The sequence below is a fragment of the Pseudomonas sp. Hz4 genome (assembly GCF_054898165.1).
In genome coordinates this window covers 4,597,703-4,623,305 of the sequence record NZ_CM142719.1, presented here as the reverse complement: position 1 = coordinate 4,623,305, position 25,603 = coordinate 4,597,703, and the positions used below count along the sequence as shown (strand labels likewise).

Below are 25,603 nucleotides of genomic sequence, written 5' to 3'. Positions count from 1 at the left end.
CAGAGCCTTTATGAAACACTGGAATGATTTTGGCGATGGCCAGGGCGATGGAGCGATACTCCGTCGGTGGCCGTCTGCACTGTTTTCGAAAGGTTTGAAACATGCGCGTTCTGATAGCTGAACACGACCACCCTGTGTACGCCCAGCTGTTGCGTCAAGCAGCGCCTGACCTGCAAGTGCTGACCAGCGGTGACTCCGCCGAACTGGCCAGCCAGGCCGCCGATTGTCCGATCTGGCTCGGTCAGCCGGACCTGCTGGCGACCCTGCTGCGTCAGGGCCACGAGCCGCAATGGCTGCAATCGACCTGGGCGGGTATCACGCCGCTGCTGGCCGACGGCTTGCCTCGGCACTATCGCCTGACCCGGGCGGTGGGGATTTTTGGTCAGGTCATGGCCGAATACGTGCTGACCTACATGCTTGGCCACGAGCGCGAAGTGCTGCCGCGGCTGGTCAGCCAGGTCGAGCGCAAGTGGGACAGTCGCCAGGGCCAAAGCCTGGCCGGCCGCAAAGTGTTGATCGTCGGCACCGGTGACATCGGGCAGACCGTGGCGCAGTTCCTCGTGCCGTTTGGCGTCGAGTTGTACGGCATCGCCAGTGAAGCCCGTGAGCAGACACCTTTTGTCGAAGTGGGGGCGCTGGCTGATTTGCCGCGTCTGGTGGGTGAAGTGGATTACGTGATCAATCTGCTGCCGAATACGCCCAACACCCACGACTTGTACGACGCGGCGCTGTTCAAGCAATTCAAGCCGACCGGTTTGTTCATCAACGTCGGACGCGGCGTGGCAGTGGTCGATGCGGACCTGGTGGAAGCCTTGAAAGAAGGGCATCTGGCCGGTGCCGTGATCGACGTCTGCCGTCAGGAACCGTTGCCGCAGCGTCACCCGTTCTGGACGGCGTGGGGCTTGCTGCTGACCGGCCACAGCTCGGCGCCGACTTCGCCATCGATGATGGTGAATCTGTTTGTCGAAAACCTGCGGGCGTATCAGGCGGATGAGGCGTTGCGTGGGGAAGTGGATTTCAATCGCGGGTATTGAATCCGCCGTTTGATTGAATATTGTGCAAAACCTGTGGGAGCGAGCTTGCTCGCGATAGGGCCAGTACATTCAACATCTATGTTGACCGTTACACTGCCATCGCGAGCAAGCTCGCTCCCACAGGGATCTGTGTTGTTGGTTAGAGGGTGAAGTCGCCTTCGGCGGCCAGCTCGCTCAGCGGACGACGCGGGCTCGGTTCTTCACGCGCTTGCAGGTAATCCGCCAGCGTTGCCTTATCGCCCAGTTTGCCCACAGCCACCGCTGCGTGCAGCGCATAACCCTCAGGAATGTTCAGCTCCCTGCGGGTCAGTTCCTGGTCGAAACCGGCCATCCCGTGGGTGTGCCAGCCGCTGATGCTTGCTTGCAGCGCCAGATGGCCCCAGGCAGAACCGGTGTCGAAGGTGTGCCACAGCGCCGGGGTTTCTTCGGTGGCGCCAGGCACTGCAAAGGTGGTTTTCGAGATCACGATCACCAGCGCCGAGGCGTGTTGCGCCCAGCTGCGGTTGAATTCGTTGAGCAGCCCCAGATAACGCTCCCAGTTGGGCGTGTCGCGACGCGCATACAGAAACCGCCAAGGCTGCGAGTTGTAAGCCGATGGCGCCCAGCGTGCGGCTTCAAAGAAGCTCAGCAGGGTCTCGATGGGAATGGTTTCGCCGGTGAAGGCGCGGGGTGACCAGCGATCGGTGAACTGAGGGTGGATGGCATAATCGGCAACGCGTGGATTAGCACTCATCAAGAGATTCCTTGCTACGTTTAAAAGTTAGGAGCGACGCAAAACCCTACTGGGCGGCGCAATAACTGACAAGTCCTGTTGTACCGGCAGTCGCCAATGCTTGGCCGACAACGGCCTTGGCACTAGACTGGCGGCCTTTTCACCACCTGATGTTGATGCTTGAGCCATGGCCGCCAAAGTCGAACCGTTCTGGATACGCAAAACCCTCGATCAACTTGATCAAGAGGAATGGGAATCGCTGTGCGATGGCTGTGGCCTGTGCTGCCTGCAAAAGCTCGAAGATGAAGACGACAACAGCGTTTACTACACGCGCATCGCCTGCAAACTTCTGGACCTGAAAACCTGTCAGTGCACCGATTACTTCAACCGCCGCGATTTCGTCCCGGACTGCATCCAGCTCACACCGGGCAAGGCCGATGAGTTCAAATGGTTGCCACCGACCTGCGGCTATCGACTGGTCAGCGAAGGCAAGGACCTGCCGCTCTGGCATCATCTGGTGTGCGGTGATCGCGATGCGGTGCATCACGAACGTATTTCCCAGTCCGGGCGCATGCTCGCCGAAGGCAGCGTGGCTGAAGAGGATTGGGAAGACCATCTGATATTCAGGGCGGGTTGAACGCCTAACGTTTCACGAAGGAGTGTGTATGGCTGTGGGATTGCGGCTGGCGTTGGCCTTTGGGCTTTTTGCCCTGAGTTCGCCCGTGTGGGCGGCGAAGAAGGTCGATCTGGATTACCACGTTCGCCTATTGCCGCAAAGTGATCAGGCTGAAGTGCGACTGACCCTGGCCCAGGGTTCGGCGGTGCGCAGTCTGGATTTCGACCTGGGCGACGGCAGCCACTACAGCGACTTCAAGACCGATGGCCAATGGCAGCTCACGCCGGGCAAACAGGCCCGTGGTGTCTGGCGTCCGGCCGCCGACAAGTCCAGCCTGACCTACCGCGTACGCATCAGCCACGGGCGCAAGAGTGGCAGCTTCGATACGCGCATGACGCCAACTTGGGCACTGATGCGCGGTGACGATCTGGTACCGGCGGCCAAACTCGATCAGCAGGACGGCATCGAGCTGGTTTCACGCCTTGAATTCGAATTGCCCACGGGCTGGAAAAGCGTTGAAACCGCCTGGCCGCGAATCGGCAAGAACAAATTCCGGGTCGATAACGTTTCTCGCTTGTTCGACCGGCCCACGGGCTGGATGCTCGCGGGCCACCTCGGCAGCCGTCGCACGCGGTTGGGGGAAACCGAAGTCACCGTCGCCTCGCCTCAAGGCCAGGGCATGCGCCGCATGGATGTGCTGACGCTGCTGACCTTTGTCTGGCCGCAAGTGCAGGCGGTGTATCCCCGTCATCCCACCAAACTGCTGATCGTCGGTGCCAACGACCCGATGTGGCGCGGCAGTCTGGGCGCGCGCGAATCGATCTATCTGAACACTCGTCTGCCGCTGGTCAGCGAAAGCGGCACCAGTGCGTTGATGCGGGAATTGGCTCAGGTGTTCGGGCGGATCAACGCCAAGCAGCGCAGTGACTGGATCAGCGAAGGATTTGCCGAGTATTACGCCATCGAACTGGTGCGCCGCGCCGGCGGCATGAGTGATGAGCGGTATGAGAGTTTGCAGAAAAAGTTGGCCAAGGACAGCCAGAAAGTCAGCACATTGCGCGGTGAGCAGGTCAGTCCGGCGCAGGTGGTCAAAGCGGTGGTGTTGCTGGGAGAGTTGGATCGCGAGATTCGCTTGCAGACGCGTAACAAGCGTTCGCTGGATGATGTGTTGCGCGGGGCAATGCACTTGGAAAGTATTGATACCAAGGAATTTGTGCAACTGGCCGAGAGTGTAATTGGCGAATCCTCCAAAGTCCTCGATACCGAGTTGCTGCAGTGATCGTTCCCACACTCTGCGTGGGAATGCCGCCAGGGACGCTCCGCGTTCCGCTTCGGAAAGTAACGCAGAGCGTCACGGGATGCATTCCCACGCAGAGCGTGGGAACGATCACAGTCAGGGTTAAACCCCGGTTTTTGGCGACGTCAAAGAATCATTGCCAGTGACGGTAGCGGTATTGGTCGCCGTCTCGGCATTCGCCTTCAACCGACTCAACTCTTCCCCGGCCCGCTGTATTTTCGCACGCACGTTGTTCATGTCCTGACGGCTTTTCTCCAGCAGGCTTTTCACCGAACTGTGCCCGGTAATCCCACGTGCCAGGGCCACACCGCCGATCGCCACTTGAATCAATCCGAACACGCCACCGCGACGCAGGCCCTTGCCGACCATCACCACACCGCCGGCCAGGGAAGCAACGCGTTCCCAACCCTCAACGTTCTGGTCAGTGTGAGTCTGGAACGGGGTGGATTCGATGCGTTCTACGGGTTTGAGCTCGCTCATGATCTGTCTCCTGGCTGGAATCGCTGCTTCAAGAATAGATAATTAAGCTGACTGCCGAGGCGGTCGGCTTGTTCCATCGGATGTGCGGTGAATCAGCGAAATTTCGCCCCGGAGCGGGTATTGAGTCCCTTGGACAGGCGGTCATAGAGCACGACGTTGACGGTGGCCGCCAGGTTCATGCAACCGGTGGTCGGGATGTAGACCACGTCTTCGCACCAGTCACGAATGTCTTTATCCAGCGAGCCGTCTTCCGGGCCGAAGATGTACAGCGCGCGGTCCGGGTGCGTGTATTCCGGCAGCGAACGGGCGCCGTCCACCAGTTCCACAGCGACCGGAACGCAGCCCAGCGGCAGGATTTTTTTCAGGTCGTCGATGCCGATCAGCGGAATGTCGTAGTGGACTCGCTTGGTGTCGGTGACGAAGTCGGCGGCGCGTTCATAGCGCTTGCCGGTGTAAAACACGGACGCCACGCCATAACAGCCAGCGGCGCGCATCACCGAACCGACGTTCTCCGGTGATTTTGGGTTATACAAACCAATGCAGCTGTACCGTTTGTCTGCCACGAGCGGGTGCCTTCGGGGAAAAAACGGCGATTATACGGGGATTGGGGGAGGGGTGTTCGGTTTGGAGATTGGTGGTGCATGGGGGGCCGCTATCGCGAGCAAGCTCGCTCCCACAGGGATTTTCGGTGAACGCAATAGTTGTGATCACCGCAAATCAACTGTGGGAGCGAGCTTGCTCGCGATGAGGCCAGGTCAGGCGCTGAAGAGATTACTCGTCTTTCTTCATCAACCCCGCCAACGCCGCAAACGGGTTATGTGTCGCCTTGGCGATTTTCGGCGAGCTCAGCGAGCCTTCACTAAAATACTGCTGGTCGGTGTAACGCGAGTGTTCGTTGTCGTGGCAATACAGGCACAACAGCTCCCAGTTCGAGCCGTCCTGAGGGTTGTTGTCGTGGTTGTGGTCGCGGTGGTGCACGGTCAGTTCGCTCAGGCGTTTGCCGGAAAACTCACGGGCGCAGCGACCGCACACGTGCGGGTACATTTTCAGGGCCTTGTCGCGGTAACCCATTTCCTTGTCGCGCTGGTTGTCAGCAAGGATGCGGTCCAGCTTCGACGTGTTGGACGGAGGCGTTGACGAACTCATGGGTTCACCTTTGTAAAAGACTAATGACGGTAATAAACGCAGTTTAGCTCAGCCCTTGAGCTTCTCGGCAATCCAGATGGTGTGACGGGTGCCTTTGTTGCCGTGGGCGAAGACTTGGACTTCCTCGGCCTTGAAGCCGGCCTTCTTCAGTTTGTCGGAAAACTGCCGGTCAGCGCTCGCGGACCATACGGCCAGCACACCTTTGGGCCGCAGGGCCTTGGCGCAGGCGCTCAGGCCGCCAGCGGAGTAGAGCCAGCTGTTGGCCTTCTGGGTCAGGCCTTCGGGGCCGTTGTCGACGTCGAGCATGATCGCGTCGAAACCTTGCGGCTCTGCTTGCAGCACTTTGGCCACGTCTTCCATGCGAATGACCGTACGCGGGTCGAGTAGCGGGTTCCCGGCTTTCTCGCCCAGCGGTCCACGGTTCCACTCCACCACCCCCGGCACCAGTTCGGCGACGACCACTTCAGCGGTCTTGCCCAGGTGCTTGAGAGCCGAGGCGAGGGTGAAACCCATGCCCAGGCCGCCGATCAGCACGCGCGAATTCGGCCGGCCGGCCACTTTACGGCACGGGATCTCGGCCAGCGCATCTTCGGAGCCGTGCATGCGGGTGTTCATCAGTTGCCCGCCGTCGCCGCCCTGGATCTTGATGACAAAATCCTCGCCGTATTCGAACAGGCACAAGGCACCGCCATTTTCAGGAATTGGAGTGGTGTCGAGCAGAACGAAACGTTTCATGGGACTCACTTGAGGAGAAATTGGCATAAGAGGAGGAAGGCAAACACGCGCCGTTGGGAGTAGCCTGCAAAAAGACACCAAGGCCAACGGAGCCATTGATGAAGCGCATCATTCTAACGGTCATTGCCTTGGCCGCGCTCTCGATAACTGCAGTGCAGGCCCAGGTGCTGCAAACCATCCCCACCAGCCCCGCGCCGCTGCCCGGTTCGCCCGGCACTGCGACCCCGACACCGTACCCGCAAATTACTCCGACCAGTGTGCCCAAGGTTGGCCCTGGCAGTGGCGGTCCGCCGTTGGTGCCCATGGAAATGCCGAGCCCGCCCACCAAGGACCAGCCACTGCCGGGGCTGGAGCAAAACTCGTCGAAAGCCAAATCACCCGGCGGTTAAACCTGCTGCGAGAGCAGTTGCCCGTCGGCCATGCGCAAGCGTTTCGAGAGGGAAACGGCAAGGGCGCGGATGACTTTGGCGGCGATTTTCGGTGCATCGTTGAGCATCTTTTCCAGCGAGTCCTTGCCCAGATTGAGCAACTGGCAATTGCTTGCGGCCACGCAACTGGCCGATCGTCGTTCGCCGTCAAGTACGGCCATTTCGCCGAACGCCCGACCGCTGCGCAACGTTGCCATGGTCACCTGTTGCCCGTCGCTGTTGGTTTTCTGCACCGCCACCTGACCGGTGTGGATGATGCACATGAAGCTGCCGGCATCGCCCTCATGGAAAATCTCTTCGCCGTGAGCAATGGTGCTGATGCTGAAGTAACCCGAGGCAGCGGCAAAGTCCGCCGGCAGCAGTTGATCGAACAGGCCACAGTCCATCAGCCAGTCGCGAATTTCGTTGTTCAGTAAGGTCGGTTCTGACATGTCGTCACGGTCTTTTTCGTGTGTCTGTTGTCCCGGACCTATGGCTGCGGGCCCGGCGTACTGGTGTTAAGACCGGCACGCCGAACGGAGTTCCTCAGGCGATGCCCAAAACCTTGAAAACAAATGCGTATTCGAGTGCTACGTCACGCAATCCCTGATAACGACCGCTCATCCCGCCATGCCCGGCGCCCAATTCGGTCCTGAGCAGCAGGGGATGGGTGTCGGTTTTGTTCGCGCGTAATTTTGCCACCCACTTGGCCGCTTCCCAGTACTGCACGCGACTGTCGTTGTAGCCGGCGATCACCAGGGTCGCCGGATAGGCTTGCGCGGTGACGTTTTCGTACGGGGCGTAGGCTTTTATCCGCTCATAGACGTCCGGTTCTTCAGGATTGCCCCACTCGTCGTATTCGGTGACGGTCAACGGCAAATCCGGGTCGAGCATGGTGTTCAGCACGTCGACGAACGGTACTTCGGCAATCGCTACGCCGAACAGCTCCGGCCGCTGATTGAGCACCGCGCCGATCAGCAGACCGCCGGCACTGCCGCCGCTGATCGCCAATTGCTGTGATGTGGTGAGGCCCTCGGTGATCAGGTGTTCGGCGCAGGCGATGAAGTCGCTGAAGGTGTTGTGCTTGTGTTCCTGCTTGCCAGCGCGATACCAGGCTTCGCCCAGTTCACCGCCGCCCCGCACGTGAGCGATGGCGAATGCCACGCCACGATCCAGCAGACTCAAACGCGCGTGGGAGAACCACGGGTCGAGGCTTTCACCGTAGGCGCCATAGCCGTACAGATAAAGCGGCGTCGGCTGGCCGAGTGCTTCGCGTTTGACGACGAAGCTGATCGGCACTTTCGTACCGTCCGGTGCCGTCGCCCACAGACGCTGACTGATGTAGGCATCGGCGTCGAACGGCCCGAGCACCGGGGTTTCCTTGAGGACTTTCTGCTCGCCGCTACCCAGCTCAAGCTGGCGGATTTGCGCCGGACGGTTCAACGCTTCGTAGCGCAGACGGATCCTGTCGCTGACGAATTCCAGACTGTTTTGCACGTGAAGGCTGTAGGCCGCATCCGGTAGTTGCACACGGTAGCTGGGCAGGTCTTGCGGATGAACTTCGATGATCGGTAAGCCACCGACCCGCAGGCTCAGGGTCATGGCCCCGGCGTTGAGGCTCATGCCGTCGATCATCACCGTGTCGCTGTGCGGGATCAGGTTTTGCCAGTCGGCCTCGGTCGGTGCCACGCCGGTGTCGACGGCGTGGTACAGGGCAAAGTTGATGCCGTCGCGGTTGGTGCGAATGAACCAGGTCCATTGACCGTCAAGCGCGCCGTGGTCGACGTCGTACTCATGGTCTTCAACCCTCGGTGCGATACAGGTAAAAGCTTGCTGCGGCTGGAACGCGTCGAGCACCCAGACTTCGCTGGTGGTCTTGCTGCCCAGGGACAGCAGCAATTGCTGCTCGGAGCTCGAGCGGTAGCAATGCATAAAGAATCGGCCGTCCGGCTCATGGAACACTTCTTCAGCCGCCGTACCGTCCAGCCGATAGCGGAACAGTTTGTGCGGGCGATGGGTGTCGTCCAGCTCGCCGAAGAACAGCGTCAGGCTGTCGTTGGCCCAGGTCATGCTGCCGTCGCAGTCCTGGAATTCCAGTTCGCTGACACGGCCGTTGGACAATTCCTTCACGAACAGCGTGTAAATCTCGTCGCCCGTGGCGTCGATGCTGTAGGCCAGACGCTGGTGGTCCGGGCTGATACTGAACGCGCCCAAGGAAAAGAAGCCGCCTTTGGCCAGCGCATTCGGGTCCAACAGCAGCTGTTCCTGGCTTTCGTCGAGCTGCAGGCTGTCATCGGCCGGGCGCGGGCAGCGGTAGTGACGGGCGTATTCGTCACCGGCCGTGGTGCGCGTGTAGTACAGGTACGGACCCCAAGGGGAGGGCAAGGACAGGTCGGTTTCGAGAATCCGTCCCTTGATCTCTTCGAACAGGGTTTCACGCAGCGCGGCCTGATCGGCGGTTTGCGCCTCTTGATAGCGGTTTTCCGCTTTCAAGTAGTCGAGCACCGCGTCGGTGTCGCGTTCCTGCAGCCAGGCATACGGGTCAGGACCGTCGGCCTTATGGGCAATCGGGGCGCTGGTGACGTTGACGGATTCGGGCATGAATGGCTCTCAAACAATGTACGGAATAGGGGCTTCGCAACCTGTGGGAGCGGGCTTGCTCGCGAAGAGGCCAGCACATTCAACATCTCTGTTGACTGACACACCGCTTTCGCGAGCAAGCCCGCTCCCACAGCGGTTGCGTATAAAGGGCTGGCATTGTGGCAAGCCTGACGTGCGAAAAGTCGTTACTATAAGCGCCTCTTTGCCTGCCTTGCCATGGACACCATGACCGAGAACGACTATCTGATCGCTTGGGGCCTCTACGCCTTTGCCGCTTTGGGCTGCCTGTTGGTGTGGATGCGCTTGACCCGCTGGATGTGGCGCTGGCTGCGTGAACCGCTGCGGCTGTTGGTTGCCGTGTTGCTGTTCAGCCCCACCATCATCGACCCGGTGAAGGAAAAAGTCGCTCCCGCCATCGCCATTACTGCCCTTGATCTAATGTTCAAGGTCGGCAACAACGCCTGGCGGGCGGTTTCCGACCTGTTCATGTACGGCATGATCGCCTTCGGCATCTACCTGGTGTTCGTGGCGATCCGGTTCACTATCGAACGTGCGTCCAACGCTCGCAAGGAACAGGCTGCCGCTGCCAAGGCTGCGGCGCGGACCGACGATCCGGAAGAAGATCATCCCTTCGGCGGTGCGGGCGATGATCGTTACGGTCGTCCACCGGTGCCGAGCAATCCTCAGCGTTTGCGGGTTGAACCACGTCTGTAACCTTGCCCCTGCCTTTCAGCGAGAATCCGAGCATGTGTGAGTTATTGGGCATGAGCGCCAATGTGCCGACCGATATCGTGTTCAGTTTCACCGGGCTGATGCAGCGCGGCGGCCGCACCGGTCCGCACCGTGACGGTTGGGGCATCGCCTTTTACGAGGGCCGTGGCCTGCGGCTGTTTCAGGATCCGGCGGCGAGCTGTGAGTCCGAAGTCGCCAACCTGGTGCAGCGCTATCCGATCAAGAGCGAAGTCGTGATCGGGCACATCCGTCAGGCCAATGTCGGCAAGGTCTGCCTGTCCAACACCCATCCGTTCGTGCGTGAACTGTGGGGGCGCAATTGGTGTTTCGCCCACAACGGTCAGCTCGCGGACTTTCAACCGATCAAGCGTTTTTACCGCCCGGTCGGCGATACCGACAGCGAAGCGGCGTTCTGCGATTTGCTCAACCGTGTGCGCGCAGCGTTCCCGGAACCGGTGGAGGTCGAAGAACTGTTGCCAGACTTGGTAGCAGCCTGCGCCGAATACCGCAGCAAAGGCGTGTTCAACTGCCTGCTCAGCGACGGCGATTGGTTGTTCTGCTATTGCTCGACCAAGCTGGCGCAAATTACCCGTCGAGCGCCATTCGGCCCGGCGCGCTTGAAGGACGTCGATGTGATCGTCGATTTCCAGGCCGAAACCACGCCCAACGACGTGGTCACGGTGATCGCCACCGAACCCTTGACCGAAAACGAAACCTGGACCCGTTACGAACCGGGCCAATGGAGCCTCTGGCGACGCGGTGAATGCGTCAGCCAAGGCAAGACCGAATAAGGACTGCCCCTCATGTTGCTCAGTTATCTACGGTTGGTGTTGTTCGCGGCGGGCCTGTTGATCGGTGTCCAGGTGCCGGGGTTCATCAGCGATTATGCCAAGCGGGTCGAAGCGCATCTGATTGAGGCGCAGACCGGTTTAAGCGGTTTTCAGGGCACTGCCAATCAGTTCTTCAAGGGTGACATGCAGGCGCTGGTGGCCCATTACCGCGCCAGTGAAGACCCGATTTTTCGCAGCGACGCCGACAGCCTGAACACCTTGCTGACCCGTCAACTGGCCCTCGATAAACAGTTCCAGGCCATGCAGGGCCCGTGGTACATCCGCTTCCTGCAGGTTGCGCTGGCGGCCGACCCGGATATTCGCAAAGAAACCTGGAATGGCTACAGCTACCAGATTCTGCTGACGCCGGAAGCGATGATCTGGGGCATGAGCGGGGCGTTGCTGTTGTCGTTCGGCATTGAATGTCTGTTCCGGCTGATCGACTGGGTGGTGCTGGGCGGCAAACGCCTGCGCCAGAGCCGGCCCATCGAAGATCGGGATGTGCGCGGCCTTTGACTGTGGCGAGGGGGCTTGCCCTCGTTGCTTGATCATTCCCACGCTCTGCGTGGGAATGCCTCAACGGACGCTCCGCGTTCGGCTTTGAATGGGACGCGGAGCGTCCCGGGCTGCATTCCCACGCGGAGCGTGGGAACGATCATCAGCGCGCGAGAACGATGTAATCCTCACCCACCTTGCGCGCATACCCATCCAGTACCTGCTGACACAACGCAACAATCTCCTCGACCCATTCCACGCCAACCCGCCACGACACCACCACCTGCAAATTCGGCGGCCGTTGCTCGATGGCCAGCAAGGTCAGTTCACACCGTGCCAGTTCTTCGGCCACCAGCACCGGCGGCAACGCGCCAATGCCGAAGCCATCGCGCAGCAAACGGGTAATCGCCGATACCGAGTTCACGCAGTTGAGCCGTGGCGCCATGACGCCATTGGCCTGCATCAAACTCAGGATGTCCTGATGCGGGTGTGAGTTTTTCGAGTAAGTAATGATGCGCTCGCGTGCCAGATCGGCAATGCCTGAATACTCGCGGTTGTAGATCGAATTGCTGGCCACAATCCAGCCCATCGGGTGGCTGGCCAGCTCAAGACTGCGCACACTTTCCTGTCGCAACAGGTCGGTTTGCAGGATCAAATCGAGAAAGCCTTTTTGCAGCTGATCACAGAGGTTGAGCGCGGTATCGGCCACCAGCTCGATTTCCACCAGCGGATAGTGATCCATCATTTGTGCCACCAACGGGCTCAGCCAAGTATGGATAACCGTGTCCATCACGCCGATGCGAACCCGGCCGACCTTGCTCGAACGGGTCTCGATCGACTGCTTGAGCGCCTGCATGGTGTCCATCATTTGCTCGGCGTATTCGAGCACTTTCAAGCCTTCGGGCGTCAGGCTCACGCCGCGTGAATCGCGCAGGAACAGCTTCACCCCGAGCTCGCCTTCGAGCACTGCAATGCGGCTGGATATCGACGCCTGGGTGGTGAAGAGTTTGTCTGCGGTCAGGCGAAAACTCTTGAGTCGGGCGACCCAGACAAAGGTCTCGAGAAACTTCAGGTTCATGGGATCAGCTCGTGCGACCCGCTTGTTGGATAAGGTTTTCTTATGTCTAGGGCGGGTTTTTATTAGTTGGACGTAGCAGGGCAAGCGTTCAAAAATCAGGCCATCCGGTTCCCACGATAGGCGTCGTCGGGGCTCAGAACAATACCAATAAAATTAGCGCGGAGATTTGCCATGAGTGCGCCCGACACGCTCGACATCCCCAAAGCCACGGTTCGCCCGGGACCTTTCGACTGGTACCGCAACATCAATCAGCAGGAACGCCGCACCTTCTGGAGCTGCAAGATCGGCTATGGCCTCGACGGCATGGACACCCAGATGCTCAGCTTCGTGGTGCCGACCCTGATTGCGATGTGGGGCATCACCACCGGCGAGGCAGGGCTGATTCACACCAGCACCCTGATCGCCTCGGCCATCGGCGGTTGGGTGGCGGGGATTCTCTCCGACCGCATCGGTCGCGTACGTACCCTGCAACTGACGGTTCTGTGGTTTGCCTTCTTCACCTTCCTTTGCGGTTTCGCCCAGAACTACGAGCAACTACTGATCAGTCGCACCCTGATGGGCTTCGGTTTCGGTGGCGAATGGACCGCTGGCGCCGTGCTGATGGGTGAAGTGATTCGTGCCAAGGACCGCGGCAAGGCCGTGGGCATGGTGCAATCCGGCTGGGCGCTGGGTTGGGGAATGACGGCGATCTTGTATGCGTTGCTGTTCTCGGTGCTGCCGCCGGAAGACGCTTGGCGCGCACTGTTCATCCTTGGCATCGTACCGGCGATTTTTGTGATCTTCGTCCGCCGTTTGGTCAAAGACCCAGAAATCTACCGCGAAGCCAAAGCCAAGCAGGAACCGAGCAACCCGGCAAAGTTCTACGAGATCTTCGCCCCTGGCATCCTCTTCACCACGATTCGTGCGTCGGTGCTGAGCACTGGTGCTTTGGGCGGTTACTACGCAATCACCTCCTGGTTGCCGACATTTCTGAAGAATGAGCGCGGTTTGAGTGTACTCGGTACGGGCGGTTATCTGGCGATGGTGATCGTCGGATCCTACGTCGGCTATGTCATCAGCGCGTATTTGACTGACATCCTCGGGCGTAAAAAGAACTTCATCCTGTTCGCGGTCGGCTCGTTCACCATCGTTCTGCTTTACACCCAATTGCCGGTCAGCAATGGCGTGATGCTGTGGCTGGGCTTTCCGTTGGGCTTCTTCGCTTCAGGGATTTTCAGTGGCATGGGCGCGTTTCTGACCGAACTGTTTCCGACGCGGATTCGCGGTTCGGGCCAGGGCTTTTGCTACAACATTGGCCGGGCGCTGGCGGCGTTGTTCCCGCTGCTGATTGGCTTGATGAGCCAGACGGTGCCATTGAGCGTAGGCATCGGTGCTTTTGCGGCGGTGTCCTACGGGGTGGTGATCCTTGCGGCCCTGAGCCTGCCGGAAACCCGTGGCAAGCAACTTGAAGCCCCATAACTTAATGCCCAGCAACTGATAATCTACGGGCAAATGCCTACAGCTAAAAAGAATCAAACCTACAGGAGTGTTCACCGTGAACCGCCTGCTATTGAACTGCGACATCGGCGAGAGTTTCGGCAACTGGACCATGGGTCTGGACGCAGAAGTCATGCCCTTCATCGATTGCGCCAACATCGCCTGCGGCTTCCATGCCGGCGACCCGAGCATCATGCGCAAGACCGTCAGCCTGGCCCTGAGCAACGGCGTACAGATTGGCGCGCATCCGGCGTATCAGGATCTGGTCGGCTTCGGCCGCCGCTCCATGGCCTACACCGCGCAGGAACTTCAGGACATTTTGCACTACCAGATCGGCGCCCTCGACGGCATCTGCCGGGCCCAGGGCGGGCGGGTGAGTTACGTCAAACCCCACGGTGCGATGTACAACGACATGATGGCCAACCCGGCGCAATTGCGCGCCGTTCTTCAGGCGGTGGCGTCCTATGATCGCCAGCTACCGCTGATGTTGATGGCCACTCGCGACAACCGCGCCGCACAGCAATTGGGCGATGAATACGGCGTGACCCTGTGGTTCGAAGCCTTCGCCGATCGCGCTTACGACAGCGCGGGAATGCTGGTTTCGCGGCAATTGCCGGGCGCGGTGCATCACGATCCCGAGACAATCATCGAACAGGCTTTGATCATTGCCCGTGGTGGCAACCTCACCGCCAGCGATGGCAGTGCGTTGCACTTGCAGGCAAACACCCTCTGCGTACACGGCGACAACGCCAGTTCAGTGGCCGCTGTGCGACGCATTCGCGAAGCCCTAGTTCAGCAGAGCGCACCATGAAACTTCGGGTGGAAGTGGTGGCGCTGGATTGCCTGATGGTGCGTCTCTTTGATGAGATCAGCGAGGCCAACATGCCGTGGATGCTCGCTGCCAGTGAAGGATTGCGTGCTGCGTTCGCCGGGCATCTGATCGATCTGGTGCCGTCCTATACGACATTGATGGTGCATTACGATCTGACCGCGTTGAGTCCGGCTCAGGCTCGGGAGCTGATCGCCGAGGCCTTGATCGATCTGTCGCCCAGCGCCTGCACTCGCGGCAAATGTCATGTGCTGTCGGTCTGGTATGACATAAGCGTTGGCCCTGAATTGAGCCTGTTGTCCCAGCGCAGCGGGCTGGCGGTGGATGAAGTGATCCGCCGCCACAGCGAGCGTGAATATCAGGTGTTCGCCTTGGGTTTCGCGCCGGGTTTCGCCTTCATGGGGTTGGTGGAAGAAGCGCTGGCGGCGCCGCGTCTGAACACTCCGCGTAAAAAGGTAGCCGCGGGCAGTGTCGGCATCGCCGAACGCCAAACGTCCGCTTACCCGGTGGTGTCCCCCGGTGGCTGGAATCTGATCGGTCGCACTCCGGCCAAATTGTTCGACCGCGAACGCGACGGCTACAGCCTGATGCAACCAGGCGACACTGTGCGCTTCGAAGCCGTCAGCCATGCCGAATTCATCAATCTGGGCGGTGACGACACGCCGTTGGAGGCGCAGGCATGAGTCGTTTATCAATAGAAGCGAGTACGCCGCTGTGCCTGTTACAGGACGCCGGACGATTCGGCGTGCGGCATCTGGGTGTGACCCAGGGCGGGGCGGCGGATTGGCGATCGATGTCCTGGGCGAATTGGCTGCTGGGTAATGAGCTGGATGCACCGGTGATTGAAATCACCCTCGGCGGGTTCACCGTCGTTGCCAAAGAGGATTGCGTGCTGGCCTTGGCCGGGGCGGATCTGGGGGCGCAGGTGGATGGCGAGGCGTTGCCACCGTGGCGCAGTTTCAGGCTGAACAGAGGTCAGCAATTGCAATTCACTCAGCCGCAGCTTGGCGCTCGGGCTTATTTGGCGGCGCCCGGCGGATTTGATGCGCCAACAGTGTTGGGCAGTAGCGCAACGGTGGTCCGTGAGGAACTCGGCGGGCTGGATGGCATGGGCCGGGCGTTGGCCAAAGGTGCGCAGTTGAGTTATTCGGGGTGCTCACTGCTCCTGCTGCGGGAGTTGGCGCGCGAACAGGTGCCGGATTTCAAACTCAACTCGCCGCTGGACCTGGTGCTCGGTGCACAGATTGGCGAGTTCAGTGGGCAGAGTTTGTTTGATGCGTTCAACAGCGTCTGGACCCTCGACAGCCGTGCCGACAGGATGGGCATCCGCTTGCTGGGAACGGCGTTGGAGTATCAGGGTAAGCCGATGATTTCCGAAGGCATCCCGCTGGGTGCGGTTCAGGTGCCGCCGGACGGGCAGCCGATTGTATTGCTCAATGATCGACAGACCATTGGTGGTTATCCGCGATTAGGCGCCTTGACGCCGTTGGCATTGGCACGGCTGGCGCAGTGTCTGCCGGGGGCAACGGTGCGGTTGCGGCCGGTGGTGCAGGATGTTGCGCATCGCGAACAAATTGAGTATCTGCGCCGGTTTTTAGACCGCTAAAAGCTTCGCGAGCAGGCTCGTTCCCACAGTTGATCTTCAGCGAACACATAATTTGTGTACGACCAAAATCCAATGTGGGAGCGAGCCTGCTCGCGATAGCGTCAGACCAGACAACGAGATTACTTGGAAAGAAACCGCATCCCTTCCTCCAGCCCCCGCAACGTCAACGGATACATCTGGTCGTTAATCAAGTCCCGCACGATGTTGGTCGAAGACGTATAGCCCCACGTATCTTTCGGATACGGGTTGATCCAGATGACCTTCTTGTACTTCTCCATGAACCGCTGCATCCACACATAACCCGCTTCTTCATTCCAGTGCTCGACGCTGCCGCCGGCCTGGGTGATTTCATACGGTGCCATGGCGGCGTCGCCGATGAAGATCACTTTGTAGTCAGCACCGTACTTGTGCAACAGGTCCTGGGTCGAAGTGCGCTCGGAAGTGCGGCGCATGTTGTTCTTCCACACCGATTCATAAACGAAGTTATGGAAGTAGAAGTACTCCAGGTGCTTGAATTCGGTCTTGCAGGCTGAAAACAGCTCCTCGCAGATCTTCACGTGGGCGTCCATCGAGCCGCCGATGTCGAACAGCAGCAACAGCTTGACGGTGTTGCGCCGCTCGGGACGCATCTGGATGTTCAGCAGACCGGCATCACGCGCGGTGTGGTCGATGGTGCCATCGATGTCCAGTTCTTCCGCCGCGCCCTGACGCGCGAATTTACGCAACCGACGCAGGGCGACCTTGATGTTGCGCGTGCCCAACTCCACCGAATCATCGAGGTTCTTGTACTCGCGCTGATCCCAGACCTTGACCGCTTTGCCCTGGCGCTTGCCTGCATCGCCGACCCGAATACCTTCCGGGTTGAAACCACCCGAGCCAAACGGGCTGGTGCCGCCCGTGCCGATCCACTTGTTACCGCCGGCATGGCGTTCTTTCTGTTCTTCGAGGCGCTTCTTGAACTCTTCTATCAGTTTGTCCAGGCCTCCAAGGGACTGGATTGCTGCGCGCTCTTCCTCGGACAGGGATCGCTCGAACTCCTTGCGCAGCCAGTCTTCCGGGATCAATGCCTGAAGGTGATCGTCGAGTTTTTCCAAGCCATTGAAGTAGGCACCGAACGCCCGGTCGAACTTGTCGAAATGCTTTTCGTCCTTCACCAGAATCGCCCGGGACAAATAATAAAACTCGTCCATGTCGGCGAAGGTCACGCGCTGTTTCAGCGCGTTGATCAGGTCCAGCAGCTCCCGTACCGAGACCGGCACTTTGGCTGCGCGCATTTCATTGAACATGTTAAGCAGCATGGCTATCGCCCTCTATCTTGTTAAACAGAGGGATCAGCGAGTGCCGCGTCGGCTCATGAACGCCAGACGCTCAAGCAGCTGCACGTCCTGTTCGTTCTTCACCAGGGCGCCTGCCAGCGGCGGAATGGCCTTGGTCGGATCGCGTTCGCGCAGTACCGCTTCGCCGATGTTGTCGGCCATCAGCAGCTTCAGCCAGTCCACCAGTTCGGAAGTCGATGGCTTTTTCTTCAGGCCAGGGACCTTGCGAACGTCGAAGAACACGTCCAGCGCTTCGCTGACCAGGTCCTTCTTGATGTTCGGGTAATGCACATCGACGATCTTCTGCAGCGTGACGCGATCGGGAAAAGCGATGTAGTGGAAGAAGCAGCGGCGCAGGAAGGCGTCCGGCAGCTCTTTCTCGTTGTTGGAGGTAATGATGATGATCGGACGCTTCTTGGCCTTGATGGTCTCGTCGATCTCGTAAACGTAGAACTCCATCTTGTCGAGTTCTTGCAGCAGGTCGTTCGGGAACTCAATGTCGGCCTTGTCGATTTCGTCGATCAGCAGGATCACCCGCTCTTCGGACTCGAAGGCTTCCCAGAGCTTGCCCTTTTTCAGGTAGTTGCGAACGTCGTGGACCTTTTCCGTGCCCAGCTGCGAGTCCCGCAGGCGGCTGACCGCGTCGTACTCGTACAAGCCCTGATGCGCCTTGGTGGTGGACTTGATGTGCCAGGTGATCAGCTTGGCGCCGAAGGATTCGGCCAGTTGCTCGGCGAGCATGGTTTTGCCGGTGCCCGGCTCGCCCTTGACCAGCAGCGGACGCTCCAGGGTGATGGCGGCGTTGACCGCCAGCTTCAGGTCATCGGTGGCGACGTAGGCCGGGGTGCCTTCGAACTTCATCTGCTAATCCTCGAACGGTAACGCCGACCTGAACGAGGCAGGGCGGGGCGCAATAATTGTAGTACCCGACTATAACGCGGTGCCCGGTCGACTGTGAACGCAGACGGCTTATTCAGTCTCTGAATGGGGCGTCACATCTTGACTCAGTCTCGGCCGCTAGACCTTAACCGGCATCCGGCTTCGGCCGTTCATACCGGGCATTGAATGCCTGAATGAAGCCATTACGTAAAATCTGCAAAAACGCCCCGAACGCGCTGATATTTTGTCGATGTACATTGCCTTTCAGTTCGACGCGAGTCGCAAATTGGTTCTTGCCCTGGTTTTTCAGTACGTTTTCGGAGCCACCAACGATGGCCTCCCAGATGGAGCGGAAAAGCCCCTTGTCCTTGTTCTCTACGTCCTGCTGCCAGTTGAACACGTCGACATCTTTCAGCAGTGGTTTGATGTAACCCGTTAATTGAGCTTTTTTAGCCTGCGCTTCAATGACCACATCACCGTGACCTGCATTGAAGTCGAACTTGCCATAGGCCGAGGCGAAGTCGTTCATGCGTTTGAGTTGGATGTCCCTGGCTCGCAGGCGGAATTCGAAGTCTTCGAAATTGCTCAAAGGGTCGAAGGTTGCGGTGATTTCCAGTGGTGCGTGCCCTAGCAGCAGCGCCTTGCCTTCGAAGCGAGCGTCGCGTTTGCCTTTGGTGTCGACCACGTTGGTCAGGTTGTAAAAGCTGGCGTTGACCTGAGTGGCGTTCATGTTCACGGGGGGCTTGGAATTGAAATTGCGGAAAGTGATCTTGCCATCGTTGATCCGCACTTCATTGAAGGTGATCGGCGCCAGTTTGCTTAACTGCGCACGCCAGTCGGTGCCCTGACCGGTTTGGGAGTTTTTCTTGTTGGCGCCGCCATCGACGAAGTTCACCTCGGGGTTGAAGAACTGCACCTCGGCCACGACGGCGTGGTCGGACCAGAGCGAGTGCCAACTGACGGAAAGGTCGATCAGCGGCGCGTTGACGAAAGGCACCGGGACTTTACCGTCGACCTTGACGATTTTCAGTCCGTTGATTTTGTAGGCGCCGCGCCACAGGGCCAGGTCCACATCGGTGATCTGACCCCGGTAATCGCCCATGTCCGCCAGCTTGTCGTTCAGGTAGTCGCGCACTATATAGGGCAGGGTAATATGCAGGGCTATCAGCAGCACAACAAGGCCGGCGAGGGTCCACAGCGGCCAACTGTATCTCCGTTTCATGATGGCAAATCTCTGGCGATGTACAACCATTGACTGCGCCGGTTGCAGGACGTTCGACTGACTGGACGACCACGGGCAACAGGCATACCTTGAATGGCTTATTCAACGCTGTACAAGGACCCAGCCATGAGCCGTATTTTCGCTGACAACGCCCATTCCATTGGCAATACGCCGCTGGTGCAGATCAACCGTATCGCCCCGCGGGGGGTGACCATCCTGGCCAAGATCGAAGGGCGTAACCCCGGTTACTCGGTCAAGTGCCGGATCGGTGCGAACATGATCTGGGACGCCGAAAGCACCGGCAAACTAAAGTCTGGCATGACCATCGTCGAACCGACCTCGGGCAATACCGGCATCGGCCTGGCGTTCGTTGCCGCGGCTCGCGGTTACAAGCTGATGCTGACCATGCCGGCGTCCATGAGTATCGAGCGACGCAAAGTGCTCAAGGCGCTGGGGGCCGAGCTGGTACTGACCGAACCAGCCAAGGGCATGAAAGGAGCGATTGAGAAAGCGACTGAAATCCTCGCCAGTGATCCGTCCAAGTACTTCATGCCCGCACAGTTCGACAACCCGGCCAACCCGGCCATCCATGAAAAAACGACCGGTCCGGAAATCTGGAACGACACCGACGGTGCAGTCGACGTATTGGTGGCAGGCGTGGGAACGGGTGGAACCCTCACCGGGGTTTCGCGGTATATCAAGAATACCCAGGGCAAACCGATCATCTCGGTGGCGGTGGAGCCCGCGGTGTCGCCGGTCATCACTCAGGCAATGGCCGGTGAAGAGATCAAGCCCAGCCCTCACAAGATCCAGGGTATCGGTGCCGGTTTTGTGCCGAAGAACCTGGATCTGTCGATGGTCGATCGGGTGGAGTTGGTCAGCGATGACGAATCCAAGGCCATGGCCCTGCGCTTGATGCAGGAAGAAGGGATTTTGAGCGGCATTTCCTGTGGCGCCGCCATGGCTGTGGCTGTCCGTCTGGCGGAAACTCCGGAAATGCAGGGCAAGACCATCGTGGTGATACTGCCGGACTCCGGCGAGCGCTACCTGTCGAGCATGCTGTTCAGTGACCTGTTTACCGAACAGGAGAATCAGCAATAACACTGCAAAAGGTTTGGATTGTTTGAGCGAATGGCGAGGGTTGATTCATTGCGCGATCCTTAATACAGAATGTTGAGAGAGTCGGGTTGTTCCCGAGGCCGGTAATGTTGATCATGGCCGGCTGCGACGTCGGGTAAATGGCGTTGAGCAGAGTTGTCTACTATCAAGGAGTTGTTGATGACCTTTTCCCTTGCCGCGAAGGCGTCGCTGTTGTTGGTGTTCTTCGGCAGCACGCTCTTTGTGCATTTACGCGGTAAGGTGCGTTTGCCGGTCCTGCGTCAGTTCGTCAACCATTCGGCTTTGTTCGCCCCCTACAACGCTTTGATGTACCTGTTCTCCAGCGTGCCATCCAAACCCTATCTGGACCGCAGCAAGTTCCCGGAGCTGGATGTGCTCAAGGACAACTGGGAAGTCATCCGCGACGAAGCGATGGACCTGATCGACGAGGGTTACATCCGCGCCGCCGAAAGGAACAACGACGCCGGATTTGGCTCGTTTTTCAAGAAAGGCTGGAAGCGCTTCTACCTCAAGTGGTACGACAAACCACTGCCATCGGCCGAAGCCCTGTGCCCGAAAACCGTGGCACTGGTCAGCAGCATTCCCAACGTCAAAGGCGCCATGTTCGCGTTATTGCCCGGTGGCAGTCACCTCAACCCGCACCGCGATCCGTTTGCCGGTTCTCTGCGGTATCACCTGGGGTTGTCGACACCGAACTCCGACGATTGCCGGATCTTCGTCGACGGTCAGGTCTACGCCTGGCGTGATGGCGAAGACATGATGTTCGACGAAACCTACGTGCATTGGGTCAAGAACGAAACCGACAAGACTCGGGTCATCCTGTTTTGCGACATCGAACGACCGTTGAGCAATCGTCTCATGATCCGCATCAACCGCTGGATCAGTGGGCTGTTGGGTCGTGCTACTGCGCCGCAGAACCTCGATGACGAACGTGTTGGCGGGATCAATCAGGTTTATGCCTGGAGCAAGAATTCCAGTGACAAATTTAGCGGTGTGATCAAACAGTGGAAGCGTCGTAATCCCAAGGCCTACCGTGTGCTACGACCGGTGTTGGCGGTGGTGGTGGCGGCGTTGTTGGGGTATTGGTTGTTTGGGTGAGGCCGATCACGAAATTAAAAACCGCTCCTTGGGAGCGGTTTTTTTAGGTTAGCCCGGCCTTGTGGTGAGGGCTGCGGTGTAAACCACTGTTGTTTTGTTTACCTGCGAAGCCATTGCAATACCTGTCACGCGCTGGTTATAGTCGGCGCTCGGTGGTTTACTAATCCACCTTTCTACCCATCAAAAAAGATCAGCCCATGCCAGCCTCCCTCATCAACGCGGTAGTCGATTCAGCGGTCAACGCTGGCGTCGTGCCGTGCGGGAATCAGCAGCCTGCGCAGATCAGTCATTACCCTCCACCTGTCAGTAGCACGCCGGTGTGCGCAGTCGTATCACCGCCGGGCGTCGGCTTTTCGGGCTGATCAGCTTCTGCTGTTCCCATGCCCATCTGAAAAAGCGCCCGCTTGAAAAAACTACTGAATTTCAGCTTCGGCTGAGTTGGCTTTTTGCCTGACTACAGGTGGCATTCATGTTTGTACTTTCGAAAAAAACCGCGCTCGCGGCGGCGTCCACGAGCCTGTTCGTTCTGCTGTGGAGCAGCGGAGCGATCTTCTCCAAATGGGGCCTGGCCCACGCGTCACCTTTTGCCTTTTTGCTGTTTCGGTTCGCCATCGCGCTGTGCGGTCTGGTGCTGCTGGTGCCGTTGCTCAAGCTCAAACTGCCGAAGGGCGGCAAGCCGATGGTGTATGCGATGGCCACGGGCGTGGTGTTGCTGGGGGCTTATCAGATTTTCTATCTGCTGGCCCTGGACCTGAAAGTCACGCCGGGGGTCATGGCGACGATCATGGGCGTGCAGCCGATCCTCACTGTGGTGTTGATGGAACGGCAGCGTTCCTGGAGCCGGATGTTCGGCCTGGCACTGGGGCTGGCGGGGTTGATCATGGTGGTCTATCAGGGCATCGGTCTGGCCGGCATGTCGTTGGCCGGCATGCTCTTCGGATTGCTGGCGCTGGCGAGCATGACGTTCGGTTCGATCATGCAGAAGCGCATCACGGACAATCCCCTCGGCACACTGCCAGTGCAATACCTGGCGGGACTGTTGCTCTGCGGGATCTTCGTGCCATTCCAACCCTTTCATTTCGAACACGGCACCGGTTTCATCGTGCCGGTGTTGTGGATGGGATTGGTCGTGTCGGTGCTGGCGACCTTGCTGCTGTATCGCTTGATCGCCCGGGGCAACCTGGTCAATGTCACCAGTCTGTTTTATTTGGTGCCAGCGGTGACGGCGGTCATGGACTACCTGATTTTCGGCAACCGGCTGGCGGCATTGAGCATGCTCGGCATGCTGCTGATCATCGTCGGTCTGGTGTTCGTTTTCCGTCAATCAGCCTGAACTGAACCGACGCCTTCACGCCCTGAGCCTTTCCGTCAACACGATGTTGCTGTGTCCGGCTCGCTGATCAAAGGCGAGCCGTGCCGAAGCAAGGTCTGTAAATAAACCTTTTCGTCGTACACGGTGCTGCTCTTCCAGCACTGATAAACGATCCGGATCCACTTGAACGCCAGGGCCCTGAGGGCTGCTTGGTAAGAGCTGCCTTTGGCCCTTTGCTGGCGATAATACGCCTCTGCCCACACCGATTGATTGATGCTGTGGGCAGCCCACTCAACAAAGGTCTGGCGCAAAAAAGTTGCGCATTGATAGCGCCAGTGGACGACTTTTTTCTTGCCACTGCGTTCGGTGACCGGGGCAATTCCGGCATATCGCTGCACCGCACTGGCATCCTTGAAGCGATCACGCTGCTCACCAAAGGCGACCATCAACCGTGGGGCAAGCTGTTGTCCCGCGCCGGGCAAGGCCTTGAAGAGTCGATAGTCGGCCAGGGTGTTGGCAGTTTTTTCGATCTCCCGATCAAAATCTTTGATCGCCGTGATGACCCCTTTCAGTTGCGAGACCAGGGCCAGCACATACAGCGCTGAAGGACTGACCACGCCTGGATCTTCAGTCAACGGCATGGCTTTGGCGATCAATGCCAAACGCTGCTGATTGAGCTCAGCATGGCGAACATTATGCGCGTGAAGGAACTTCAAAACGCTGGCTGGCCGAGCGCGCTTAAGCGTTTCAAAGGTCGACCAGCGCGCCAGAAATTCACAAAAAACCAGCGTGTCATGGTCATGAAACAGCTCCAGGGCCAACGGGTAGTACTGTTTGAGCATGCAGACCAGACGGTTGCTGATCTTGACCCGGTCATCGACCAATCCGCGGCGATGTTCGGTCAGGCTGGCGAGCGAACGCATGGCGGAGCTTTGCTGGACCAGTTGAGGAAACCGTTCGGGATGATTCAGCAACAGCTCAAGCGCCCATTGAGCATCCGTTGGATCATCCTTGGCGCCACTGGGGACGAAGGTTTTACGGTGCCGGGCCAAGGTGCTCGGATTGATCGGAAAGATACAAAAAAACTCATATTTTTGCAGAGCCGCTATCAGTGGGCCTTTGTTCAACTCCACGGCGATCGCGATCGGGCCACCGTAACGTTGATGCAGCGACCTGGCCCAGCGATCAATCGACTCGGGCTCGTGGTCGATGACCTCGAAACTGCGCTGAGCCTCTCCAGCTATCTGCAAACAGATGTCGTGCTTGGCGTCTGCCCAATCAATTCCGATATAAGCAGTGAAACTCTGAGACAGGAGCGTTTGCATGGAACACCTCAACAGGCGCTAAAGTACATGCAGGGACATGCATGCTTGCGTCCAGCGAAGGCGATATAGAGAGCCGTGTCGGGCTTTCCCTGAGAATTCGTTAGAGGGCGCAAGCGCACCTGTGGACTCGAAGGTGAAGGCGTAATCATCGAGTGCTGCGCGAGCAAATTCGTAGCCCACAGGTGCATGTTCCTTCCTCGCCGACAACCGACTTCCAGCGAATATCAGTATGGAAGAGAAAGGAACGGACTACCTATATCGCGAGCAGGCTCGCTCCCACAGGTTATATGCGATCCCTGTGGGAGCGAGCCTGCTCGCGATGGCAATTTCAATAACGGCACCTATTACCGGGTAACCACTTCACCCTTCTTCACCACCGCCGGCTTCAACACCAACCACAACGCCGCCGCAATCAGCAGCCCGCCATAAATGTGCGCCATCGACAGCGGCTCATCCAGCAACAACGCCCCCCACAACACTCCGAACGGCGGGATCATGAAGGTCACGGTCATCGACTTCACCGGGCCAACCGAACTGAGCAAACGGAAGTAAATAATGTACGCAAACGCGGTGCACACCAGACCCAACCCGAGCAATGACAACCAGACACTCCAGCCGCCCCAGCTCGCCGGTGGCTGGCTGATCACGCTGTAACCAAACAGTGGCAACAGAAACAACGTTGCGCCCAGCATGCTGCCCAACGCCGACAGTCGGCTGTCGAGACCACCGGCCTGATCAAGCCAGCGGCGCGCGAGGAATCCGGCGAAACCGTAGCAGGTCGTGGCGAGCAGGCAGGCGAGGGCGCCCGTCAGCAGTTCCATGTCGAACGCCACCGGACCCGCACGCGTCAGGACTCCAACGCCAAACAGCCCGAGAAACACCCCGCCAAGCTTGGCGGCGGTGAGCCTTTCATGGAAGAACAGACCGCCGATCAGCACGCCCATCAGCGGCGTGGTGGCGTTGAAGATGGCCGAGTAACCGGCCGGCAGCACTTGCGCGGCGACCGAATACAGGGTCGCCGGAATCCCTGAGTTGATCACCCCGAGCAGCATCACGGTTTTGAGCTTGCCTTTGAAATCCCAGCTGATGCGCATCAGCCCGAGGATCACCAACAGGCCGGCAGCGGCAATCGACACGCGGAAAAAGGCAGTGGGGATTGTGCCAATCACCGGGGCGATGATGCGCATGAACAGAAAACTCGCGCCCCAAATGGCGGCAAGCGACAGCAAACGCAGAGTATCGACGGGGTTCACAGCAC

General features: G+C 58.9%; 28 protein-coding genes. 15 read left to right on the top strand and 13 right to left on the bottom strand.

The window, feature by feature from the left end; translation table 11 throughout:
• Positions 1–101: 101 nt before the first annotated feature.
• Complete coding sequence (locus ACYZTR_RS21080) at positions 102–1,034, top strand: D-2-hydroxyacid dehydrogenase (protein WP_461973618.1); 933 nt, start codon at positions 102–104, stop codon at positions 1,032–1,034.
• A 139-nt stretch (positions 1,035–1,173) separates the two neighbouring features.
• Here the strand turns inward: ACYZTR_RS21080 and ACYZTR_RS21075 are convergent, their stop codons facing one another.
• Positions 1,174–1,767, bottom strand: a complete 594-nt coding sequence (locus ACYZTR_RS21075; protein WP_461973617.1) for a nitroreductase family protein — start codon at positions 1,765–1,767, stop codon at positions 1,174–1,176.
• A 166-nt stretch (positions 1,768–1,933) separates the two neighbouring features.
• Between ACYZTR_RS21075 and ACYZTR_RS21070 the strand changes: the two genes are divergently transcribed.
• Together ACYZTR_RS21070 and ACYZTR_RS21065 are read left to right on the top strand one after the other, a co-directional pair.
• Positions 1,934–2,383 (top strand): YcgN family cysteine cluster protein, encoded by a 450-nt coding sequence (locus ACYZTR_RS21070; protein WP_461973616.1) that lies wholly within the window; start codon positions 1,934–1,936, stop codon positions 2,381–2,383.
• A gap of 28 nt (positions 2,384–2,411) precedes the next feature.
• Positions 2,412–3,641, top strand: coding sequence for a hypothetical protein (locus ACYZTR_RS21065; RefSeq protein WP_461973615.1), 1,230 nt, complete (start codon positions 2,412–2,414; stop codon positions 3,639–3,641).
• A gap of 120 nt (positions 3,642–3,761) precedes the next feature.
• Here ACYZTR_RS21065 and ACYZTR_RS21060 read toward each other — a convergent pair whose 3' ends face one another.
• The 4 genes from ACYZTR_RS21060 to ACYZTR_RS21045 all read right to left on the bottom strand — a co-directional run bounded on the left by ACYZTR_RS21060 (position 3,762) and on the right by ACYZTR_RS21045 (position 6,020).
• Positions 3,762–4,139, bottom strand: coding sequence for a YgaP family membrane protein (locus tag ACYZTR_RS21060; protein ID WP_461973614.1), 378 nt, complete (start codon positions 4,137–4,139; stop codon positions 3,762–3,764).
• Positions 4,140–4,231: 92 nt separating this feature from the next.
• Entirely contained in the window at positions 4,232–4,702 is a 471-nt protein-coding gene (locus ACYZTR_RS21055; protein WP_461965417.1) for an RNA methyltransferase, read from the bottom strand.
• Between the two features lie 208 nt (positions 4,703–4,910).
• The gene (locus ACYZTR_RS21050) at positions 4,911–5,285 is read right to left on the bottom strand and encodes a YajD family HNH nuclease (RefSeq protein ID WP_461973613.1); all 375 of its coding nucleotides are present in this window, start codon (positions 5,283–5,285) and stop codon (positions 4,911–4,913) included.
• Between the two features lie 48 nt (positions 5,286–5,333).
• Positions 5,334–6,020: a spermidine synthase gene (locus ACYZTR_RS21045; RefSeq protein WP_007898703.1), complete on the bottom strand. Its 687-nt coding sequence runs from the start codon at positions 6,018–6,020 to the stop codon at positions 5,334–5,336.
• A 98-nt stretch (positions 6,021–6,118) separates the two neighbouring features.
• Between ACYZTR_RS21045 and ACYZTR_RS21040 the strand changes: the two genes are divergently transcribed.
• On the top strand, positions 6,119–6,409 hold the full coding sequence (locus tag ACYZTR_RS21040) for a hypothetical protein (RefSeq protein WP_461973612.1): 291 nt from the start codon (positions 6,119–6,121) through the stop codon (positions 6,407–6,409).
• Here ACYZTR_RS21040 and ACYZTR_RS21035 read toward each other — a convergent pair.
• Both ACYZTR_RS21035 and ACYZTR_RS21030 read right to left on the bottom strand, forming a co-directional pair.
• Entirely contained in the window at positions 6,406–6,879 is a 474-nt protein-coding gene (locus tag ACYZTR_RS21035; protein WP_461973611.1) for a cyclic nucleotide-binding domain-containing protein, read from the bottom strand. The two genes, ACYZTR_RS21040 and ACYZTR_RS21035, sit on opposite strands and share 4 nt — an antisense overlap.
• A 94-nt stretch (positions 6,880–6,973) precedes the next feature.
• Positions 6,974–9,028: a S9 family peptidase gene (locus ACYZTR_RS21030; protein ID WP_461973610.1), complete on the bottom strand. Its 2,055-nt coding sequence runs from the start codon at positions 9,026–9,028 to the stop codon at positions 6,974–6,976.
• 216 nt (positions 9,029–9,244) lie between these two features.
• Between ACYZTR_RS21030 and ACYZTR_RS21025 the strand changes: the two genes are divergently transcribed.
• Genes ACYZTR_RS21025 through ACYZTR_RS21015 form a run of 3 tightly spaced genes read left to right on the top strand, consistent with a single transcriptional unit; the run spans position 9,245 to position 11,106 of the window.
• Positions 9,245–9,742, top strand: a complete 498-nt coding sequence (locus ACYZTR_RS21025) for an MFS transporter (RefSeq protein ID WP_461973609.1) — start codon at positions 9,245–9,247, stop codon at positions 9,740–9,742.
• Positions 9,743–9,774: 32 nt separating this feature from the next.
• A complete protein-coding gene (locus ACYZTR_RS21020; RefSeq protein WP_111450801.1) occupies positions 9,775–10,551 on the top strand; it encodes a class II glutamine amidotransferase in 777 nt (258 codons plus the stop codon).
• A 12-nt stretch (positions 10,552–10,563) separates the two neighbouring features.
• Complete coding sequence (locus tag ACYZTR_RS21015; RefSeq protein WP_347802962.1) at positions 10,564–11,106, top strand: DUF2937 family protein; 543 nt, start codon at positions 10,564–10,566, stop codon at positions 11,104–11,106.
• Positions 11,107–11,248: 142 nt separating this feature from the next.
• On the opposite strand, the gene ACYZTR_RS21010 is transcribed toward ACYZTR_RS21015, so the two are convergent.
• Positions 11,249–12,163 carry a LysR family transcriptional regulator gene (locus tag ACYZTR_RS21010; protein WP_461973608.1) on the bottom strand — a complete coding sequence of 305 codons (915 nt, stop codon included), beginning with the start codon at positions 12,161–12,163 and terminating at the stop codon, positions 11,249–11,251.
• A 171-nt stretch (positions 12,164–12,334) separates the two neighbouring features.
• Here ACYZTR_RS21010 and ACYZTR_RS21005 point away from each other — a divergent pair, with 171 nt between their 5' ends.
• The 4 genes from ACYZTR_RS21005 (at position 12,335) to ACYZTR_RS20990 (ending at position 16,074) form a co-directional block, all read left to right on the top strand.
• Positions 12,335–13,621 carry an MFS transporter gene (locus tag ACYZTR_RS21005; protein WP_461973607.1) on the top strand — a complete coding sequence of 429 codons (1,287 nt, stop codon included), beginning with the start codon at positions 12,335–12,337 and terminating at the stop codon, positions 13,619–13,621.
• Positions 13,622–13,697: 76 nt separating this feature from the next.
• Positions 13,698–14,450, top strand: coding sequence for a 5-oxoprolinase subunit PxpA (locus ACYZTR_RS21000; protein ID WP_461973606.1), 753 nt, complete (start codon positions 13,698–13,700; stop codon positions 14,448–14,450).
• Positions 14,447–15,151 carry a 5-oxoprolinase subunit B family protein gene (locus ACYZTR_RS20995; protein WP_461973605.1) on the top strand — a complete coding sequence of 235 codons (705 nt, stop codon included), beginning with the start codon at positions 14,447–14,449 and terminating at the stop codon, positions 15,149–15,151. The genes ACYZTR_RS21000 and ACYZTR_RS20995 overlap by 4 nt, the downstream gene beginning before the upstream one ends.
• Positions 15,148–16,074, top strand: coding sequence for a 5-oxoprolinase subunit C family protein (locus ACYZTR_RS20990; RefSeq protein WP_461973604.1), 927 nt, complete (start codon positions 15,148–15,150; stop codon positions 16,072–16,074). Before ACYZTR_RS20995 ends, ACYZTR_RS20990 begins: the two co-directional genes overlap by 4 nt.
• Before the next feature lie 119 nt (positions 16,075–16,193).
• Here the strand turns inward: ACYZTR_RS20990 and ACYZTR_RS20985 are convergent, their stop codons facing one another.
• From ACYZTR_RS20985 to ACYZTR_RS20975, 3 genes are all read right to left on the bottom strand, one after another.
• Positions 16,194–17,372 (bottom strand): vWA domain-containing protein, encoded by a 1,179-nt coding sequence (locus ACYZTR_RS20985; protein WP_461973603.1) that lies wholly within the window; start codon positions 17,370–17,372, stop codon positions 16,194–16,196.
• A gap of 33 nt (positions 17,373–17,405) precedes the next feature.
• Positions 17,406–18,251: an AAA family ATPase gene (locus ACYZTR_RS20980; RefSeq protein ID WP_140677330.1), complete on the bottom strand. Its 846-nt coding sequence runs from the start codon at positions 18,249–18,251 to the stop codon at positions 17,406–17,408.
• 163 nt (positions 18,252–18,414) lie between these two features.
• A complete protein-coding gene (locus ACYZTR_RS20975; protein ID WP_461973602.1) occupies positions 18,415–19,491 on the bottom strand; it encodes a DUF748 domain-containing protein in 1,077 nt (358 codons plus the stop codon).
• Between the two features lie 126 nt (positions 19,492–19,617).
• Between ACYZTR_RS20975 and cysK the strand changes: the two genes are divergently transcribed.
• The 4 genes from cysK (at position 19,618) to ACYZTR_RS20955 (ending at position 23,041) form a co-directional block, all read left to right on the top strand.
• Entirely contained in the window at positions 19,618–20,592 is a 975-nt protein-coding gene (cysK, locus tag ACYZTR_RS20970; protein ID WP_461973601.1) for a cysteine synthase A, read from the top strand.
• Positions 20,593–20,769: 177 nt separating this feature from the next.
• Positions 20,770–21,708, top strand: a complete 939-nt coding sequence (locus ACYZTR_RS20965; RefSeq protein WP_461973600.1) for an aspartyl/asparaginyl beta-hydroxylase domain-containing protein — start codon at positions 20,770–20,772, stop codon at positions 21,706–21,708.
• 197 nt (positions 21,709–21,905) lie between these two features.
• Complete coding sequence (locus ACYZTR_RS20960; protein WP_165353262.1) at positions 21,906–22,070, top strand: hypothetical protein; 165 nt, start codon at positions 21,906–21,908, stop codon at positions 22,068–22,070.
• A gap of 107 nt (positions 22,071–22,177) precedes the next feature.
• Positions 22,178–23,041 carry a DMT family transporter gene (locus tag ACYZTR_RS20955; protein WP_461973599.1) on the top strand — a complete coding sequence of 288 codons (864 nt, stop codon included), beginning with the start codon at positions 22,178–22,180 and terminating at the stop codon, positions 23,039–23,041.
• 35 nt (positions 23,042–23,076) lie between these two features.
• Here ACYZTR_RS20955 and ACYZTR_RS20950 read toward each other — a convergent pair whose 3' ends face one another.
• Positions 23,077–24,345, bottom strand: a complete 1,269-nt coding sequence (locus ACYZTR_RS20950; RefSeq protein ID WP_461972154.1) for an IS110 family RNA-guided transposase — start codon at positions 24,343–24,345, stop codon at positions 23,077–23,079.
• A 344-nt stretch (positions 24,346–24,689) separates the two neighbouring features.
• Positions 24,690–25,598, bottom strand: a complete 909-nt coding sequence (locus ACYZTR_RS20945; protein WP_461973598.1) for a DMT family transporter — start codon at positions 25,596–25,598, stop codon at positions 24,690–24,692.
• Between the last annotated feature and the right edge of the window lie 5 nt (positions 25,599–25,603).